Annotated in this window: 12 protein-coding genes; 7 read left to right on the top strand and 5 right to left on the bottom strand. The window is 72.8% G+C overall.

All coding sequences use genetic code 11. The features are described from left to right. Window positions 1-443: 443 nt before the first annotated feature. The gene (aspS, locus tag DT019_RS21905) at window positions 444-2,210 is read right to left on the bottom strand and encodes an aspartate--tRNA ligase (protein WP_114038586.1); all 1,767 of its coding nucleotides are present in this window, start codon (window positions 2,208-2,210) and stop codon (window positions 444-446) included. A 149-nt stretch (window positions 2,211-2,359) separates the two neighbouring features. Here aspS and DT019_RS21910 point away from each other — a divergent pair, with 149 nt between their 5' ends. Beyond that, on the top strand, window positions 2,360-4,534 hold the full coding sequence (locus DT019_RS21910; protein ID WP_114038587.1) for a SpoIIE family protein phosphatase: 2,175 nt from the start codon (window positions 2,360-2,362) through the stop codon (window positions 4,532-4,534). On the opposite strand, the gene DT019_RS21915 is transcribed toward DT019_RS21910, so the two are convergent. From DT019_RS21915 to DT019_RS21925, 3 genes are all read right to left on the bottom strand, one after another. Then, entirely contained in the window at window positions 4,480-5,559 is a 1,080-nt protein-coding gene (locus DT019_RS21915) for an AI-2E family transporter (protein ID WP_114038588.1), read from the bottom strand. The genes DT019_RS21910 and DT019_RS21915 overlap by 55 nt on opposite strands. 561 nt (window positions 5,560-6,120) lie before the next feature. Further along, window positions 6,121-7,077, bottom strand: a complete 957-nt coding sequence (locus tag DT019_RS21920; protein WP_114038589.1) for a pirin family protein — start codon at window positions 7,075-7,077, stop codon at window positions 6,121-6,123. A 160-nt stretch (window positions 7,078-7,237) separates the two neighbouring features. Then, window positions 7,238-7,708: an SseB family protein gene (locus DT019_RS21925; protein ID WP_114038590.1), complete on the bottom strand. Its 471-nt coding sequence runs from the start codon at window positions 7,706-7,708 to the stop codon at window positions 7,238-7,240. Window positions 7,709-7,847: 139 nt separating this feature from the next. Between DT019_RS21925 and DT019_RS21930 the strand changes: the two genes are divergently transcribed. The 5 genes from DT019_RS21930 to DT019_RS21950 all read left to right on the top strand — a co-directional run bounded on the left by DT019_RS21930 (window position 7,848) and on the right by DT019_RS21950 (window position 16,043). Beyond that, window positions 7,848-9,677: an acyl-CoA dehydrogenase gene (locus tag DT019_RS21930; RefSeq protein ID WP_114038591.1), complete on the top strand. Its 1,830-nt coding sequence runs from the start codon at window positions 7,848-7,850 to the stop codon at window positions 9,675-9,677. Between the two features lie 904 nt (window positions 9,678-10,581). Further along, window positions 10,582-11,877, top strand: a complete 1,296-nt coding sequence (locus DT019_RS21935) for a M18 family aminopeptidase (RefSeq protein ID WP_114038592.1) — start codon at window positions 10,582-10,584, stop codon at window positions 11,875-11,877. An 81-nt stretch (window positions 11,878-11,958) separates the two neighbouring features. Next, on the top strand, window positions 11,959-12,177 hold the full coding sequence (locus DT019_RS21940) for a DUF6458 family protein (RefSeq protein ID WP_114038593.1): 219 nt from the start codon (window positions 11,959-11,961) through the stop codon (window positions 12,175-12,177). A 175-nt stretch (window positions 12,178-12,352) separates the two neighbouring features. After that, window positions 12,353-15,043: an AfsR/SARP family transcriptional regulator gene (locus DT019_RS21945; RefSeq protein WP_114038594.1), complete on the top strand. Its 2,691-nt coding sequence runs from the start codon at window positions 12,353-12,355 to the stop codon at window positions 15,041-15,043. Window positions 15,044-15,260: 217 nt separating this feature from the next. Then, window positions 15,261-16,043, top strand: a complete 783-nt coding sequence (locus DT019_RS21950) for a DUF4232 domain-containing protein (RefSeq protein WP_147267342.1) — start codon at window positions 15,261-15,263, stop codon at window positions 16,041-16,043. A 38-nt stretch (window positions 16,044-16,081) separates the two neighbouring features. On the opposite strand, the gene DT019_RS21955 is transcribed toward DT019_RS21950, so the two are convergent. Next, window positions 16,082-17,896 (bottom strand): NHL domain-containing thioredoxin family protein, encoded by a 1,815-nt coding sequence (locus tag DT019_RS21955; RefSeq protein ID WP_114038596.1) that lies wholly within the window; start codon window positions 17,894-17,896, stop codon window positions 16,082-16,084. Window positions 17,897-17,973: 77 nt separating this feature from the next. Here DT019_RS21955 and DT019_RS21960 point away from each other — a divergent pair, with 77 nt between their 5' ends. Next, the gene (locus DT019_RS21960; protein ID WP_114038597.1) at window positions 17,974-18,471 is read left to right on the top strand and encodes an LURP-one-related/scramblase family protein; all 498 of its coding nucleotides are present in this window, start codon (window positions 17,974-17,976) and stop codon (window positions 18,469-18,471) included. The last annotated feature ends 63 nt before the right edge of the window (window positions 18,472-18,534 follow it).

Genomic DNA, 18,534 nt, shown 5'->3' on the forward strand with positions numbered 1-18,534 from the left:
CGGGCACGAGCCCCGGGAACTTTCGCCCGGCCCGACCCCGCAGGGACGCCGGGCCCGCAGCCGCGAGACGCCGACCCACCCACCCGCAGGCGACCGAGGCCCCACCCACAACCCCCCGCAGGGGTGCCGGGGGGGCGCAGCCCCCGCTCGGGGAGAGCGGGCACGAGCCCCGGGAACTTTCGCCCGGCCCGACCCCGCAGGGACGCCGGGCCCGCAGCCGCGAGACGCCGACCCACCCACCCGCAGGCGACCGAGGCCCCACCCACAACCCCCCGCAGGGGTGCAGGGGGCGCAGCCCCCGCTCGGGGGGCGGGGCGGAGCCCCGGGAAACGGCCTTCCCTTTCACCCCCGACCCCCGGAGGGTCTCGGGAAGGGGCGGGGTGGGGAAACGAACCAACCCCCCAGGCCATCAGGCCCAGGGGGTTGGAAAGGGGCGCGGCCCCTTACTTGTCGGCGACCGGCTTGCGCAGGGCGATGTTCAGCTCGCGCAGCCGGGACTCGTCCAGCTCCGAGGGCGCCCCCATCATCAGGTCCTGCGCGTTGCCGTTCAGCGGGAACGCGATGGTCTCCCGGATGTTCGGCTCGTCCGCGAGCAGCATCACGATGCGGTCGACGCCCGGCGCGATGCCACCGTGCGGCGGCGCCCCGAGCCGGAACGCCTTCAGCATGCCGCCGAACTCCCGCTCCACGGTCTCCCGGTCGTACCCCGCGACCTCGAACGCCTTGAACATGATCTCGGGCTCGTGGTTGCGGATCGCGCCCGAGGACAGCTCGATGCCGTTGCAGACGATGTCGTACTGCCAGCCGAGGACGTCCAGCGGGTCCTGGGTCTCCAGGGCCTCCAGACCGCCCTGCGGCATGGAGAACGGGTTGTGCGAGAAGTCGATCTTCCCGGTCTCCTCGTCCTTCTCGTACATCGGGAAGTCGACGATCCAGCAGAACCGGAACACGCCCTCCTCGAAGTGCCCGGCCCGCTTCGCGGCCTCGACCCGCACACCCGACATGATCTTGGAGACCTCGTCGAACTCGCCCGCGCCGAAGAACACCGCGTGCCCGGGGACGAGGCCGAGGCGCTCGGTGAGCACCTTGACGTTCTCGTCGGTGAGGAACTTCGCGATCGGGCCGGACAGCGAACCGTCCTCGCCGACCCGCACCCAGGCCAGGCCCTGCGCGCCGAGCGAGACGGCGTACTCGCCGAGCCCGTCGAAGAACTTCCGGGACTGCGAAGCCACGTCCGGCACCGGAAGCGCGCGCACGTGCTTGCCCGCGAACGCCTTGAACTCCGAGCCCGCGAACACGTCGGTGATGTCGGCGAGTTCGAGCTTGGCGCGCAGGTCGGGCTTGTCGTTGCCGTACTTCAGCATCGACTCGCGGAACGGGATGCGCGGGAAGGGGCTGGTGACCTCGCGGCCGCCGCCGAACTCCGTGAACAGCTCCGTCATCAGCTTCTCGATGGGCTGGAAGACGTCCTCCTGCTCGACGAAGCTCATCTCGACGTCGAGCTGGTAGAACTCGCCCGGCGAGCGGTCGGCGCGGGCGTCCTCGTCGCGGAAGCAGGGGGCGATCTGGAAGTACCGGTCGAAGCCGGAGATCATCAGCAGCTGCTTGAACTGCTGCGGGGCCTGCGGCAGCGCGTAGAACTTGCCCGGGTTCAGCCGGGACGGCACCACGAAGTCGCGCGCGCCCTCGGGGGAGGTCGCCGCCAGGATCGGGGTGGCCATCTCGTTGAAGCCCAGCGCGACCATCTTCGAGCGGATGGAGGCGATCACGGCGCTGCGCAGCATGATGTTGCGGTGCATGCGCTCGCGGCGCAGGTCGAGGAAGCGGTACTCCAGGCGCCGCTCCTCGTTGACGCCGTCCTCGGCGTTGATCGTGAACGGCAGCGGGTTCGCGGCGCCGAGCACCTCGACCTCGCCGACCTCGATCTCGATCTCGCCGGTCGCCAGCTCACCGTTCACGTTCTCGGCGCCGCGCGAGACGACCTTGCCGTCGACGCGTACGACGGTCTCCTTGGACAGCTTGTCCAAGGCCTCGGCGCCGGCCGTGCCGGGCCGGGCGACCAGCTGGGTGATGCCGTAGTGGTCCCGCAGGTCGATGAAGAGAATGCCGCCCAGGTCTCGGCGATTGTGCAGCCAGCCGCTCAGCCGGACGTCGCTGCCGACGTCGGAGGCGCGGAGCTCGCCGCAGGTGTGGGACCGGTACCGGTGCATCGTTCATCCAATTCTTCGCGAACCGTGGCCGCGACTACTTCGCGAGATTCTTCGCGAGACAGGCGGGAATCAACCAGTCCAGGTTACCGCCCGGTCCCGGGGCCCCTTCTCGGTGGCGGCCGGTCCTGGGATCTTCTTAAATGGGGTCAATGCGCACCGAGGACGTCCTGGCAGCGATCGCGACCGGCTTGTGGCGCTGGGACAACGGATCCGGGACGGTCACCCTCGACGCGGAGGCCGCCCGCCTCCTCGGCCTGCCCGCGCAGCCGGCCACCCTCACCGAGTCGGCCGTGCGGTCGCGTTTCCACCCCGTCGACTGGAACGAGGTCGACGGCATCGTGCACCTCGCCCTCGCCGAGGGCACCCTGGCCGAGGCCCGGCTGCGGATCATGGACGAGAACGGCCGGGTCCTGCGCACCGTACGCAGCCGTTCCAAACCCATGGTCAGCGACGGGGACTACCTGCTGATCGGCACCATCCAGGAGGTCGCCGAGCCGCAGCCCGGCACCACCGCCGCCCACCCCTCGATCACCGGCGACTGGCGGCGCTCGCGCGAGGCGTTCCTGCTCGACGCGGGCCGCGCGCTGGCCGAGGCCCGCTCCACCTCCGAGGTGCTCCGGGTCGCCGCCTCGCTCTCCATGCCGGGCTTCTCACCGGACGGCCTCGCGGTGTTCGGGGTGGCCGGCGAGCGGCTGACGATCATCGGGCACCACGGGCACAACCCCGGCGACGACGGCCCGTTCACGTACATGGCGCTCGACACCGACTACCCGGCCGCCGACGTCGTGCGCAACGGGCGGGCGATCTATCTGCCGACACCGCAGGAGTACCGGCGCCGCTTCCCCGCCACCTGGCCACTGGCCCAGCGCTTCGACCGCCAGTCGTGGGCGTTCGTGCCGCTCATCGTCGCCGGGCGGACCATCGGCGCCTGGATGGCGGCGTTCAAGCACCCCGTCGCCTTCACCCCCGACGAGCGTTCGGTCCTCACCACGGTCGCCCGCATGCTGGCGCAGGCCCTGGCCAGGGCGGGCGAGGCGGAGAACGAACGCGAGCTCTCGCTCGGCCTCCAGCGCGCGATGATGCCCACGCTCGGCCCCGAGATCCCCGGCATGACGATCGCCGCCCGCTACGTGCCGACCGGCGGCGGCCTCCAGGTCGGCGGCGACTGGTACGACATGATCCCGCTGCCCGGCGGCACCTCCCTCACGGGGTCCGGCGCGGGCAGGTTCGCGCTGGTCATCGGCGACGTCCAGGGCCACGACGTGCGGGCGGCCGGCCTCATGGGCCAGTTGCGCATCGCGCTGCGGGCCTACGCGAGCGAGGGCCACAGCCCCGACGCGGTCCTCTCCCGCGCCTCCCGCTTCCTGTACGGGATCACCGAGTCGTACGGGGTGCCCGACCCCTACGGCGACGGGTACGAGGACTACGCCCCGCGCTTCGCCACCTGCCTCTACATCGAGGTCGACCCGGCCACCGGCACCCTCGACATCGCGCGGGCCGGCCACCCCGACCCGGTCATCCGCACCGCCGACGGCACCGCCCTGATCCGCCCCACCGCGGGCGGCCTGCCACTCGGCATCGAGGCGGACTCCGACTACCCGACCACCCGGCTCGTCCTCGACCCCGACGAGACGATCATGCTCTGCACGGACGGGCTGATCGAGACCGGCGGCCACGACATGGCCAGCGGCTGGGCCCGGCTCCGGCCGGTCCTGGAGAAGCACACCGGCGCCAGTCTGGAGCAGCTCGCCGACGAACTGGTCCAGGCCGTGCACGGCCCCTCCTCCCACCACACCACGGGCCCGCTGGTCGACCGCCGCGAGGACGACATCGCGCTCCTGCTGCTGCGCCGCAACGACGTCGCGGCCCAGGCCGGTGCCGCCCCGCCCGACGTGGTCCGCCGCACCGCGCTGACCGTCGCCCAGGCCGAACCCGAGCGGATCGCGGGGGCCCGCAGGCAACTGCGCGAGCTGCTGCACGACTGGGCGGACGAGGAGCAGGTCGACTCGGCGGTCCTGATGATCTCCGAGATGATCACCAACGTCCTGGTCCACACCGACGGCGACGCGCTGCTGGTGGCGGAGGCGAGGGGCCCGCTCGGCACCCGTCGGCTGCGCGTCGAGGTGGCCGACGCGAGCGACGAACTGCCGCACCGGCGCCGCCCCGGCGAGATGGCCTCCAGCGGCCGCGGCCTGATCCTGATGGAGATGCTCGCGGACGCGTGGGGGGTGGACCCGAGGGGCGACGGCAAGTCGATCTGGTTCGAGCTCTACGAGACGGGCGGAGCCGGCGGGCCGGACGCCGCCGAGCCGTCCTCGGAGTAGCGCGTCCGCAGCTCGCCGAGGACGGCGAAGCCCGCCGCCGCGACCGGCACCGCGAGCAGCATCCCGATCAGCCCCGCGACGCTCGCGCCCGCGGTCAGCGCCACCATGATCATCGCGGGGTGCATCTGGACGGTGCGGCTCTGGATGACGGGCTGGAGGATGTGCCCCTCCAGTTGCTGTACGGCGAGTACGACCCCGAGGGTCCACAGGGCGGTGCCGAACCCGCGGTCGGCCAGCGCCACGAGCACGGCGACGGCCCCGGAGACGAAGGCGCCGAGGTAGGGGATGTACGCCCCGATGAACACCAGCGCGCCGAGCCCGATGGCCCCGGGCACGCGAAGGACGAGCAGCCCGACGGTGATGCAGATGGCATCGATGAAGGCGATGAGAGTGGTCCCCCGCATGAACCCCTCGACCGCCTCGAAGGCCCGGCGCGCCATGGCCTCGACGGTGTCGCCGGTGCCGCGCGGGGCCAGCGAGTGGGCGAGGCCCACGGCCCGGTCGGAGTCCTTGAGGAAGAAGAAGGTGAGAAGGAGCGCGAGCACGCTGGTGGCGAGGAGCGAGCCGAGCAGGCTGAGCCCTTCGAGCACCCCGCTGGCCGCGCCCGCCCCGAACCTGGACAGCAGCCGCTTGGCGTTGTCGGCGAGGTTGGTGACCCCGCCCCCGCCGGCCGCCCCGACGTGGTCGGCCACCCACTGCCCGGCCTGCTTGAGCGAGGCCACGATCTGGTCCCCGGTGTCGATGAGCGCGGTGACGACGACGTATCCGGCGCCGCCGACCACGGCGACGAGCGCGACGCAGGTCAGCGCGGCGGCGATGGACCGCCGGACTCCGACGCGGATCAGCCACCGGTGCACGGGGCCGAGGAGCGCGGTCCCGAGGAGCGCGAGCAGCACGGGGGTGACGGCGGTCTTGAACACGACGCAGAGCCAGACTCCGACGCCGACGACCCCGGCGACGAGCAGCACGAGGGCACACCACGCGCCGATCCGCCGGGCGGTGTCGGGAAGCAACGTGCCGTCCATCCCGCCAGCGGACCACGGCGCGGGGGGCCGCGCCTCAGGTACGGGCCCACACGGGTGACGCCCCGTCAGCTCCTCGACTCCCGCCGGCGCGCGGGGCCTCCGGGGGAGAGTTCAACGGCTGCGGACCGTGCGTGGCCGCTCGCGCAGTTCCCCGCGCCCCTGGCAGGGTCGATGCTGGCCAGCACCGGGCGCCTCAGCCCGTCCGGCAATTGAGGACGAGCGCCGTCCAGGCGCGAACGGGGGCGCGGGGGCAGAGCCCCCGCAGGGGGTGCAGGGGGCGAAGCCCCCGGCGGGGTCCGAGGGGCGGAGCCCCTCAGGGGGTCTGGGGCGCAGCCCCAGGGCTCAGCTCATCCAACCCCGCGCAACGGGTGGGCGGGTGGGCAAACCCCCCGGGGGCCCGGGGGCGGAGCCCCCGGCGGGGTTCGAGGGGCGGAGCCCCTCAGGGGGTCTGGGGCGCAGCCCCAGGGGCGGAACCAACCAACCCGTTGCACGGGCGGGCGGGTGGGCAAACCCCCCGGGGTCTGGGGCAGAGCCCCAGGGAGGCGGACACACTGGGCCAGGTCACATGCCGTGCACCGCCGGGACCGACCCGAGCCGCCCCTTCTGGAAGTCCTCGAAGGCCTGCTCAAGCTCCGCCCGCGTATTCATCACGAACGGCCCGTAGTGCGCCATCGGCTCACGGATCGGCTGCCCACCGAGCAGCACGACCTCCAGGTCCGGCGCGTTGGAGTCCTGCTTCTCGTCCGCGCGGACGGTCAGCGAACCGCCCTCGCCGAACACCGCGGTCTGCCCCATGTGCACGGGCCGCCGCTCCGCGCCGACCGAGCCGCGCCCGGCCAGCACGTACGCGAGCCCGTTGAAGTCCTCCCGCCACGGCAGCGTGACGGAAGCACCCGGCCGCAGCGTGGCGTGCACCATCGTGATCGGGGTGTGCGTGATCCCGGGGCCGTCGTGGCCGTCGAGCGAACCCGCGATGACCCGCATCAGCGCACCCCCGTCGGGCGAGGTGAGCAGCTGGACGGAACCGCTGCGGATGTCCTGGTAGCGCGGGGCCATCATCTTGTCCCGGGCCGGCAGGTTCACCCAGAGCTGGAGCCCGTGGAAGAGCCCGCCCGACATGACCAGCTGCTCCGGCGGCGCCTCGATGTGGAGCAGACCGGACCCGGCCGTCATCCACTGGGTGTCGCCGTTGGTGATCGTGCCGCCACCACCGTTGGAGTCCTGGTGGTCGAAGATCCCGTCGATGATGTACGTGACGGTCTCGAAGCCGCGGTGCGGGTGCCACGGGGTGCCCTTGGGCTCGCCCGGCGCGTACTCCACCTCACCCATCTGGTCCATCATGATGAACGGGTCGAGGTACTTGTAGTTGATCCCGGCGAACGCGCGGCGCACCGGGAATCCCTCCCCCTCGAACCCCTGCGGAGCAGTGGTCACGGCAAGGACGGGACGGGCCGCGACACCCTCCGGCGCGGCTACACGCGGCAGGGTCAACGGGTTTTCGACGGTCACAGCAGGCATGGGACGGCCCTCCTTGCGGGGATGCTCTACGTTCAAAGTAGTTGAATGGTGAACATCCTGCAAGGCGTCCCCATTCCCGCCCCCTCCGCGCCCGTCCCGGAACGCACTTCGGGCCCGCACCCCCGAGGGGTACGGGCCCGATGAACAGCCGGTTCCGCGGCTATCCGTACATCCGCCGCATGGCGAAGTCGACCATCTGCTCCACGGCCTTCGCGTCGAAGACCATCCGGTGGTCGCCCTCCATGTCGAGCACGAAGCCGTACCCGGTGGGCAGGAGGTCGATCACCTCGGCGCCGGTGATGACGAAGTACTTGGACTCCTTGCCCGCGTACCGGCGCAGCTCCTTGAGCGAGGTGAACATCGGGATGACCGGCTGCTGGGTGTTGTGCAGCGCCAGGAACCCCGGGTTGTCGCCGCGCGGGCAGTACACCCGGGCACCCGCGAAGATCTGCTGGAAGTCCTCGGCCGAGAGCGTCCCGGTCGTGAACGCCCGCACCGCGTCGGCGAGGGAGGGAGGCGACGGCTCGGGGTACAGCGGCTGCTCCCCGTACCCGCCCTGCATCTGCTGCTGAGGCGGGGCGTACTGCTGCTGTGCGCCAGGGCCGCCTGCGTGCTGGTCGTAGCCGTACATGGGGCTCAGCGTAGTGGGCCGCGATTAGAGCCGCGTCACAGTTGTCCCACTAGGGGTTGCGTCTTATTACCCACGGGTAGCATCATCGTAGCTACTTGCTGGTAAAGATGTAACCGACCCTGTTTACGGAGCCGTCGCCATGGGGCACTACAAGTCGAATCTCCGCGACATCGAGTTCAACCTCTTCGAGGTGCTCGGACGCGACAAGCTGTACGGCACCGGCCCGTTCGGGGAGATGGACGTCGACACCGCCAAGTCGATCCTGGAGGAGATCGCCCGCCTCGCCGAGAACGAGCTGGCCGACTCCTTCGCGGACGCCGACCGCAACCCGCCGGTCTTCGACCCCGCCACCAACACCGCTCCGGTCCCGGAGTCCTTCAAGAGCTCCTACAAGGCGTTCATGGACTCCGAGTACTGGCGCCTGGGCCTGCCCGAGGAGATCGGCGGCACCGTCTCGCCGCGCTCCCTGATCTGGGCCTACGCCGAACTGCTCCTCGGCTCCAACCCGGCGATCTGGATGTACTCCTCGGGCCCGGCCTTCGCGGGCATCCTCTTCGCCGAGGGCAACGAGCAGCAGAAGAAGATCGCCGAGATCGCGGTCGAGAAGCGCTGGGGCTCGACCATGGTCCTGACCGAGCCGGACGCGGGCTCGGACGTCGGCGCCGGCCGCACCAAGGCCGTCCAGCAGGACGACGGCTCCTGGCACATCGAGGGCGTGAAGCGCTTCATCACCTCCGGTGAGCACGACATGGAGGAGAACATCCTCCACTACGTCCTCGCCCGCCCCGAGGGCCACGGCCCCGGCACCAAGGGTCTCTCCCTCTTCCTGGTCCCGAAGTTCCACTTCGACTGGGAGACCGGCGAGCTGGGCGAGCGCAACGGCGTGTACGCGACGAACGTCGAGCACAAGATGGGCCTGAAGGCGTCCAACACGTGCGAGATGACGTTCGGCGACCAGCACCCCGCCAAGGGCTGGCTGATCGGCGACAAGCACGACGGCATCCGCCAGATGTTCATGATCATCGAGTTCGCCCGCATGATGGTCGGCACGAAGGCGATCGCCACGCTGTCGACGGGTTACCTGAACGCCCTTGAGTACGCCAAGGAGCGCGTCCAGGGCAGCGACCTCTCGCAGTTCATGGACAAGACCGCGCCGAAGGTGACGATCACCCACCACCCCGACGTGCGGCGCTCGCTGATGACGCAGAAGGCGTACGCGGAGGGCATGCGCTCGCTCGTCCTCTACACCGCCGCCGTCCAGGACGCGATCCAGGTGAAGGAGGCGGCGGGCGAGGACGCGAAGTCCCTCATCGGCCTGAACGACCTCCTGCTGCCCATCGTGAAGGGCTACGGCTCGGAGAAGTCGTACGAGAAGCTGTCGTCCGAGTCGCTCCAGACCTTCGGCGGCTCCGGGTACCTCCAGGAGTACCCGATCGAGCAGTACATCCGTGATGCCAAGATCGACACGCTGTACGAGGGCACCACGGCGATCCAGGGCCAGGACTTCTTCTTCCGGAAGATCGTCCGCGACCAGGGCGCGTCCCTGAACGCCCTCTCCGAGGAGATCAAGAAGTTCCTCGCCGAACAGAACGGCCACGCGGAGCTGGGCGGCGCGCTCGACTCGCTCGCCAAGGCGGCCGTCGACCTGGAGGCGATCGTCGGCACGATGATCACCGACCTGACGGCGACCGGTGAGGACGTCAAGAACATCTACAAGGTGGGTCTCAACACGACCCGTCTGCTGATGGCGTCGGGCGACGTGGTCGTCGGCTACCTGCTCCTGAAGGGTGCCGCGGTCGCCGCCGAGAAGCTGTCCTCGGCCTCCGCGAAGGACGTCCCCTTCTACCAGGGCAAGATCGCCGCCGCGAAGTTCTTCGCCGCGAACGTTCTGCCGGGCGTTGGCACGGCGCGCGCCCTGGCCGAGACGGTGGACGGCTCCCTGATGGACCTGGACGAGGCGGCGTTCTAGCCCACGCGGTACCGGGGGCTCGGGGTGGTCGGACCCCGAGCCCCTTCCCCATGCCCGCCCGCACCGGTTTCCGGGCGTGCGTACGCCCCGTTCCGGGTGTGCGGGGGAGCAACGTTCCCCGTACGGGGAGGCAGATCCCCCACCCCACCCCTTCCCGAAACCCGCCGGGGGTGGGTGGGATCGAGTGCGAACCGTGCGTGGTTGCTCGCGCAGTTCCCCGCGCCCCTGGCGGTACCGGTGCGGGGCGGCATCAGCAGCTTCAGCCTGCCCGGCAGGGGTTCGGCCGCGGACCGTGCGTGGTTGCTCGCGCCGTTCCCCGCGCCCCTAACAGCACCGTGCTGGCCAGCATGGGCAATCTCAGCCCGTCATGGGGGTCTCCCCTGGCCCTTAAGGCCTTGGGGGAGATTGAGGACGAGCGCCCTTAAGGCGCGAACGGGGGTGTGGGGGCGGAGCCCCCGCCGGGGTTCGAGGGGCGGAGCCCCTCAAGGGGGCCTGGGGCGCAGCCCCAGGGCTCAGCCCATCCAACCCCCCGCACGGGCGGGCGGGTGGGCAAACCCCACGGGGTCCGGGGCAGAGCCCCGAGAGGGGTGCAGGGGGCGGAGCCCCCGCCGGGGTTCGAGGGGCGGAGCCCCTCAGGGGGTCTGGGGCGCAGCCCCAAGGCTCAGCCCATCCAACCCTGCGCAACGGGTGGGCGGGTGGGCAAACCCCTCGGGGTCTGGGGCGCAGCCCCAGAAGCATCACCATCCAACCCTGCGCAACGGGTGGGCGGGTGGGCGAACCCCCCGGGGTCCGGGGCGGAGCCCCAGGGGCGGGCCCGTGGGCGAACCCCACGGGGGTCCGGGGCGGAGTCCCGGGCATGCTGCAGAGCCGGGAGTGCAATCCACCCCGCCGCTAGGGTGGCCGCATGAGCACACCGCCCCGCTTCGACCGCGGCCACACCGACGACCTGATGACCTTCCTCGCGGCGAGCCCGTCGCAGTACCACGCCGTGGCCAACGCGGCCGCACGCCTGGAGAAGGCCGGGTTCCGGCAGGTCCAGGAGACGGACGCCTGGGACGGCACGCACGGCGGCAAGTACGTGCTGCGCGGCGGCGCCATCGTGGCCTGGTACGTGCCCGAGGGCGCCGAGCCCCACACCCCGTACCGGATCGTCGGCGCCCACACCGACTCCCCGAACCTGCGCGTGAAGCCGCAGCCGGACTCGGGTGCGTACGGCTGGCGGCAGGTCGCCGTCGAGATCTACGGCGGGACGCTGCTCAACACCTGGCTCGACCGCGACCTCGGCGTCGCCGGCCGACTCACCCTGCGCGACGGCAGCCACCGCCTGATCAACGTGGACCGCCCGCTGATGCGCGTACCGCAGCTCGCCGTGCACCTGGACCGCTCGGTGAACACCGACGGCCTCAAGCTCGACCGCCAGCGCCACCTCCAGCCGATCTGGGGCCTCGGCGACGACGTACGGGAAGGCGACCTGATCCGCTTCCTGGAGCAGGAGGCCGGGCTCGACGACGGCGAGGTGGCGGGCTGGGACCTGATGCTGCACTCCGTCGAGGCGCCCGCCTACCTGGGCCGCGACCGGGAGTTGGTGGCCGGGCCGCGCATGGACAACCTGCTCTCCGTGCACGCCGGAGCCGCCGCCCTGGCCGCCGTGTCCGCCGGCGACGACCTCCCCTTCATCCCGGTGCTCGCCGCCTTCGACCACGAGGAGGACGGCTCGCAGGCCGACACCGGCGCGGACGGCCCGCTGCTCGGCAACGTCATGGAGCGCTCGGTGTTCGCCCGCGGCGGCACGTACGAGGACCGCGCCCGCGCCTTCGCCGGCACCGTCTGCCTCTCCTCCGACACCGGCCACGCCGTGCACCCCAACTACGCCGAGCGCCACGACCCCACGCACCACCCGCGCGCCAACGGCGGCCCCATCCTCAAGGTCAACGTGAACGCCCGGTACGCCACCGACGGCGCCGGCCGCGCGGTCTTCGCGGCGGCCTGCGAACGCGCCGGGGTGCCGTGGCAGACCTTCGTCTCCAACAACGCGATGCCCTGCGGCACCACCATCGGCCCCATCACCGCCGCCCGTCACGGCATCCAGACCGTCGACATCGGCGTGGCCATCCTGTCGATGCACAGCGCGCGCGAGCTGTGCGGCGCCGACGACCCGCATCTGCTGGCCAACGCCCTGACCGCGTTCCTGGCGGGCTGAACCAGCGCCCCGTACAAGGGGATTGGCCGTCCGGGGCCCGGGTACCCGGACGGTCCACCACCTTTCACGGAGGCGAGATCCATGGGCTTGGGCGGCTGCATCATCCTCATCGCGGTGGGGGCGATCCTCACGTTCGCGACGGACTGGCACGCCAAGGGTGTGAACCTCGACGTCGTGGGCCTGATCCTGATGGCCGTCGGCATCATCGGCGTGGCCGTCTTCACCAGCGTCCTGCGCAGGCGGCGCATAGTGCCGGGCGCCACCGTCGTCGAGGAGGAGCGCCGCGACCCCCTGGTGTGAGTCCCTGCGCCCCGGGGCGGGGCCGCGGTGACTCGCGCCCCCGCCTCGCGTGACCCTGGCCACCTGCGCCCGGGCGCGCGGTCCCACCCCCGCGACCCCGCGTATCCTCGACTGTCCGGGCCCTGACCAGGCCCGGGGGGAGACCGGGAACGGGGAGCAAGGGGGTACCGCCACCGTGGAGTTCCGTGTCCTGGGAACGGTGGCCGTGGCGACGGAGGACGGCGCGTTCCTCGCGCTCGGCCCCGCCAAACGCCGCAGCCTGCTGGCCATGCTGCTGCTCCGGCCCAACACCGCGGTGCCGGTGGAGCGCCTCACCGAGGCCCTGTGGGACGACGAGCCGCCGCTCCACTCCCGCACCGTGCTGCAGGGCCACGTCTCACGGCTGCGGGCCCTGTTCGCCGAGCAGGGCGCCGAGGCGTACGGCATCGAACTGGCCACCCGCGGACCGGCGTACGTCCTGCGGCTGCCCGAGACCCTCATCGACGCGCACCGCTTCGAGGAACTCGTCACCCTCGCCCGCGGGCAGCGCGATCCCGGCGACGCGGTGCTCATGCTGCGCGAGGCGCTCGCCCTGTGGCAGGGCCCCGCCCTCACCGGCACCGTCGCCAGCCCGCCCCTGCAAGCCGCCGCCCACACCCTCGAAGAGCTCAGGCTCGCCTCGGTGGAGGCGCTCGCCGAGGCGTACGGGGAGCTCGGCGAGCACGGCCGGGCCGCCGCCGTGCTGCGCACCGAAGCCGTCGCCCACCCCCTGCGCGAGCCCCTCTCGGCCGCGCTGATGCTCGCCCTGAGCCGCTCCGGCCGCCAGTCCGACGCCCTCGAATGGTTCCATCGCACCCGCCGCCTGCTCTCCGACGAACTCGGCGTGGACCCCGGCCCCGCCCTCTGCGACGCGTACGCCACGATCCTGCGGACCGGCACCCCCGCCGCGGCGCCCGCCGAGCCTGCCGCGCCCGAGCCCGAACACGCCATCGCCGTACCGGAGTTGCTGCCCCGCAGGCCTCGCGGCTTCACCGGCCGCCACGCCGAGCTGACCGCGCTCGGCCACGCCGCTGCCGGACAGTACGGCGCCATCGCGCTGGTCACCGGCGGCGCGGGCGTCGGCAAGACCGCGCTCGCGGTGCACTGGGCCCACGAGCGCCAGGGCGACTTCCCCGACGGCCGCCTCTTCGCCGACCTGTGCGGCTACAGCGACACCCCGGCCCGTCAAGTCACCGTCGTTCTGAGGGAGTTCCTGCTCGCGCTCGGCGTGCCCGTCCAGCGCATACCGGAGACCGAGTCCGGCATGGGCGCGCTGTACCGCTCGCTGACCGCGGACCGCCGGATGCTGGTCGTCCTCGACAACGCCCGCGACTCCGAGCAGGTCCGCCCGCTGCTGCCGGGCGGTGACCACTGCGTCACCCTGGTCACCAGCCGCGACCGGCTCGGCGGCCTCGTCGCCTCCGACGCGGCCCGCCCGGTCCGCCTCGACGAGCTGCCCGCCGCCGACTGCACCGCGCTGCTCGCCGCGGTGCTCGGCGAGGACCGGATCGCCGCCGAACCCGCGGCCGCCGCCCGCCTGGCCGAACTGTGCGACGGCCTCCCCCTCGCCCTGCGGGTCACCGCCGCACGCCTCGCCGCCCGCCCCCAGTGGACCCTCGCCTCGCTCGCCGGTGAACTCGCCGACGAGCAGCGCCGACTGGGGCTGCTGCGGGTCGAGGACACCGGAGTGGCCGCCGCCCTGCGCCTGACCGTCCAGCAACTGCCCGAACAGGCCCGCCGGATGTTCCGCGCGCTCGGCCTGCACACCGGCTCCGAACTCGACCGCTACACGGCCGCCGCGCTGGCCGGCTGCACCCCCGACCAGGCCGCCACCGCCCTCGAACGGCTGGCCACGGCCCACCTCGTGGTCGAGTCCGGCCCGCCGGGACCCGCCCACTCCCGCACCCGTCCGGACTCGTACACCCTCCACGACCTGGTCCGGCTCTACGCCCGCGCGCTCGCCCCCGAGGCCGACCCCGACGGCCTCGCCCGCCTCCTGGACCACTACCTGTACACCGGCCTGGTCGCGACCGCCACCGCCGAGCCCGGCAGCCAGCCCTGCTTCGTGCCGCCCCCCGGGGCCCGGCGGCCCGCGGCGGTGCGCGAGTTCGAGGACCGCCAGGCCGCGCTCGCCTGGTACGAGGCCGAACGGGCCACCCTGCGCGGCGCCGTCGCCGCCGCCGTGGGCGCCCAGCTGCACGACCGCGCCTGGCGCCTGGTGCTGCTCCAGTGGCCGCTGATCCTGTGGCGGGTCCGCGACGGCTGGGTCCCGCTCCTCCAACAGGCCCTGGAATCGGCCGAGTTGGAGCAGGAGCTGGACGCCCAGTCCCGCACCCGCGCCCTGCTGGGCTGGGTCCTGCACGAGGAGGGCCGCTACGACGAGGCGCTCGCCCAGCTGGAGAAGGCCCCCGACCTCGCCCGCCAGGCCGGCGACGTCACCAGCGAGGCCATCGCCCGCATGAACCTGGCCCTCATCCTCGCCCAGTACGGCGAGGTCGACCGGGCCGGTGACCTGCTCGGTCAGGCCCTCGCCCTGGCCGGCCGGGCCCGCGACCGCTCCACCCAGATGCTGGCCCACCAGCACCTGGCCCGCCACCACCTCGACGCGGGCAGGCACCGGTCGGCCCTCGACCACGCTCAGCTCGGCCTCGAACTCGGCCCCTCGCCCGAGGCGATCCCGCGCCGGGTGCTGCTGCGCACCAGCTACGGCGAGGCGCTGGCCGGCCTCGGACGCACCGACGAGGCCCGCCGCCAGCTCGCCGACGCGGCCCGCGAGGCCGACGACCACGGCTTCGAGGAGGGCGCGGCAGCCGCCCGCGCCGGCCTGACCGCGCTGCCACCGGCGTAGCCTTACGCGGTCCCCCCGTCGTCATGGGGCGCGGGCCCACGGGACGCACGGGAGGCCGCGGGTCCACGGAATGTCGTGGGTCCACGGAATGTCGTGGGGCGCGCGTGACGTCGGGAGGGTGCGGGCCCGACGCGCTTATTTCACGGGCGCGTTGGCCGGACGACAGGAAGCGCCGCGAGGCTGGGCGGCACAGCGATGCGATGGGGAGCGGGGCTCGATGGGCAGGGGCAGGGGCAGGGTGGCCGTCGTCGGCCTCGCCGTGCTGCTCGCGGCCCTGACGGCCTGCACGGACCGGGTGCCCTCCGGCGCCGACGGCACCGGTGTGAGGACGGCGGCGCACGGCTCCGCCGCCCCGCCCTCCGGCGCCCCGCGGGAAAGACCCGCCCCGCCGCTCCCCGCGCCCGGCGACGCCGGACCGAGCCCGTCGCCCGGAGCCGAATCCCCTGACCCGTCCGACCCGTCCGCCCTGCCCGGCTCACCCACGGCCACGCCCCCGCCGGGCACCCCGGGCCCCGACACCCGTACCGGCCCGCCGGGCGACGGTGGTGAGGACGCGCGCGGGTTCTGCTCGGCCACCTCGCTGTCCCTGAGCTTCCGCGTCGCGGACGACGCGCGCGGCTCCCGGCCCGGCGCCGACGCGAAGGCTGCGGGCGACGCGATCCTGGTGGTCCGCAACACCTCCGGGCACACCTGCGTCCTGCACGGCACCCCGGCGGTCGTCCTCCTCGACGCCGGCGGCCGCGCCGCTCCGCTCGCCGCCGCCCCGGCCAAGCCGTTCGCCAAGCCCTTCGCCCTGCACCCCGGGGCGAACGGGGTGGCCCGGATGCACTTCGCACCGGGCCGCGACTGCCCGGCACGGGGCACCTCGGTGCGCGTGACGCTGCCCGGCTCCGACAGCCCGAGCACCCTGCCCGTCCTGGATACGAAGGGCCGCCCCGCCACCCTTCCGCTGTGCGGCCCGGCCCCGCGCACCGGCCCGTTCAGGCCGGGCTTCGGCTGAGCCCCCCTGGACCCCGCTGGGCCACCGCTGAGCCTCCGCTAGGACGCCGCGTCCATCCCGGCGAGCACCAGCGGCAGCCTGCTCGCGCCGCCCTCGGTGAGCCGCACGGGCACGCCCCAGTCCTGCTGGTGCATGTGGCAGGCCGGGTACTCGTTCTCCGGGTCGTCGTCGCAGGAGGCCGCCATCGCCGACACGTGCAGCACGCCCTCGGTGACCTCCGGGTTCAGGCTGAGCTCGCGCGCGAGGTCGGTGCCGGTGCCCTCGCCCGCGAGCAGCAGCTCGGGCGGGGTCGAGGAGACGAGCAGCCGGGTCGAGGGCCCGTACCGGGTGTCCAGCTTCTGCCCGGCGGGCGCCTGGAACACCACGTCCAACCGCAGCCTGCCCGGGGCGACTTCGGTCGCCGCGCGCTGGGTGCGGTGCGCCACGGACTCCACCCGCACGGCCTCCTCGGGCAGCCGCAGCCGGGTCAGCCGGTGCCGCGCCGACTCGACGACGACGATGTCGTCCCCGACCAGCACGGCGTCGCTGGGCTCCCTCACGTCCGTGGCCAGCGTGGTCACCTCGCCGGTGGCCGGGTCGTAGCGGCGCAGCGCGTGGTTGTACGTGTCCGACACGGCGACCGAGCCGTCGGGCAGCGCGGTGACACCCAGCGGGTGCTGGAGCAGCGCCTGGGCCGCGTCACCGTCGCGGTGCCCGAAGTCGAAGAGGCCCGTGCCGACGGCGGTGTGCACGGCGCCCTCGGTGTCGACGTACCGCAGCGCGGAGGTCTCCGAGTCGGCGACCCAGAGCCGGTCCCCGGTGGCCGCGAGCCCGGACGGCTGGGCGAACCACGCCTTGGGGCCCGGCCCGTCGACGAGCCCCTCGTTGGTGGTCCCCGCCGCGACCTCGACGGTCTTCGTCTCCGGGTCGTACGTCCACAGCTGGTGCACGCCCGCCATGGCGATCCACACCCTGCCGCGCCACCAGGCCACGTCCCACGGCGAGGAGAGGTCCACCTCCAGGGCGGGCCCTGAGGTCGGCTGCCCCTGCCACCACTGCCTGCCGGTCCCGGCGAGCGGCTCGATGTCCCCGGTGGCCGGGTCGAAGGTGCGCAGCGCGTGGTGCACGGTGTCGGCGACGACCACCTTGCCGTCCGGGAGCAGCGCGAGTCCCTGCGGCTCCTTGAACTGCCCGTCCCCGCCGATCCGGCGCACGACGCCCTCCCCGTCCGGGGCGAGCTCGACCAGCTGGTGGCGGGTGGTGTCGGAGACCAGGAAGTTACCGCTGGGCAGCACGATCGCCTTGCCCGGGAAGCGCAGGTCGGTGGCGACCGGCTCCGGCGGGACGTACGGCCCGTCGCCCCGTCGCAGCGTCCCCTTCGCCCCGTGCTCGGCCTCCAGCTCCGCCACGAGCCGCTCGATGGCATGGGCATGGCCCTCGCCCGCGTGCTGGGCGACGACGTAGCCCTCGGGGTCGATCACCACGAGCGTGGGCCAGGCCCGCACCGCGTACTGCTTCCAGGTGGCCAGCTCCGGGTCGTCGAGGACCGGGTGCTCCACGCCGTACCGCTCGACGGCGTCGACGACGGCCTCGTGCTCGGCCTCGTGCACGAACTTCGGCGAGTGCACCCCGACGATCACGACGGTGTCCCGGTGCTTCTCCTCCAGCTCCCGCAGCTCGTCGAGCACGTGCAGGCAGTTGATGCAGCAGAACGTCCAGAAGTCGAGGATGACGATGCGCCCGCGCAGCTCGGCGAGGCTCAGCTCCTTGCCTCCGGTGTTCAGCCAGCCGCCCTTGCCGATCAGCTCGGGGGCACGGACGCGGGCACGACGGGGGGCGGGCGCGGGGGTGGGCGCCGGGGCGGCATCGTTCATGGTTCAAGCTTGCCATCCCGGTATGAACAGCTTGTGTCGCCGTTCGGCGGCCCGCCGCGGCGGGCAGGGGTACAGCCATGAAATACCTCGTGCGGGACAAGATCTTCGCCATCGGTGACGACTACTGGATCGACACGGAGGACGGGCGGCACGCCTTCCTGGCCGACGGCAAGGCGCTGCGGATGCGCGACACCCTGGAGCTGAAGGACCCGTCCGGGCGGGTGCTGATCACGCTGCGGGAGAAGATGTTCAGCCTGCGCGACGCGATGACCATCGAACGGGACGACCAGATCCTCGCGAAGGTCCGCCGCAAACGGCTCTCCCTGCTGCGCAACCACTACCGGGTGAGCCTGGTCGAAGGCACCGAGCTCGACGTCACGGGCAAGATCCTGGACCGCGAGTTCACCGTCGAGTACGACGGAGAGCTCCTCGCCCACGTGTCCCGCAAGTGGTTCCGGGTCCGCGAGACGTACGCGGTGAACGTCGTCCGGGAGGACGCGGACGCGGCCCTGCTGCTGGCGGTGGTCATCTGCGTGATCCGCATGGACGAGAAGGAACGCGGCCACGAGGAATGACCACCCCGGCAGGGCAGCGGCCCCAAAGGGGCGCGAGGAAGTGCGCGACCAGCCACCCACAAC

Origin of the sequence: Streptomyces sp. SDr-06, assembly GCF_003324565.1 — a bacterium.
Taxonomy (GTDB): Bacteria; Actinomycetota; Actinomycetes; order Streptomycetales; family Streptomycetaceae; genus Streptomyces.

Excerpts from the sequence above, each read along its gene's own strand:
- aspS (WP_114038586.1), bottom strand. The coding sequence starts at position 2,210 with ATGCACCGGTACCGGTCCCACACCTGCGGCGAGCTCCGCGCCTCCGAC.
- DT019_RS21910 (WP_114038587.1), top strand. The coding sequence starts at position 2,360 with ATGCGCACCGAGGACGTCCTGGCAGCGATCGCGACCGGCTTGTGGCGC.
- DT019_RS21915 (WP_114038588.1), bottom strand. The coding sequence starts at position 5,559 with ATGGACGGCACGTTGCTTCCCGACACCGCCCGGCGGATCGGCGCGTGG.
- DT019_RS21920 (WP_114038589.1), bottom strand. The coding sequence starts at position 7,077 with ATGCCTGCTGTGACCGTCGAAAACCCGTTGACCCTGCCGCGTGTAGCC.
- DT019_RS21925 (WP_114038590.1), bottom strand. The coding sequence starts at position 7,708 with ATGTACGGCTACGACCAGCACGCAGGCGGCCCTGGCGCACAGCAGCAG.
- DT019_RS21930 (WP_114038591.1), top strand. The coding sequence starts at position 7,848 with ATGGGGCACTACAAGTCGAATCTCCGCGACATCGAGTTCAACCTCTTC.
- DT019_RS21935 (WP_114038592.1), top strand. The coding sequence starts at position 10,582 with ATGAGCACACCGCCCCGCTTCGACCGCGGCCACACCGACGACCTGATG.
- DT019_RS21940 (WP_114038593.1), top strand. The coding sequence starts at position 11,959 with ATGGGCTTGGGCGGCTGCATCATCCTCATCGCGGTGGGGGCGATCCTC.
- DT019_RS21950 (WP_147267342.1), top strand. The coding sequence starts at position 15,261 with ATGGGCAGGGGCAGGGGCAGGGTGGCCGTCGTCGGCCTCGCCGTGCTG.
- DT019_RS21955 (WP_114038596.1), bottom strand. The coding sequence starts at position 17,896 with ATGAACGATGCCGCCCCGGCGCCCACCCCCGCGCCCGCCCCCCGTCGT.
- DT019_RS21960 (WP_114038597.1), top strand. The coding sequence starts at position 17,974 with ATGAAATACCTCGTGCGGGACAAGATCTTCGCCATCGGTGACGACTAC.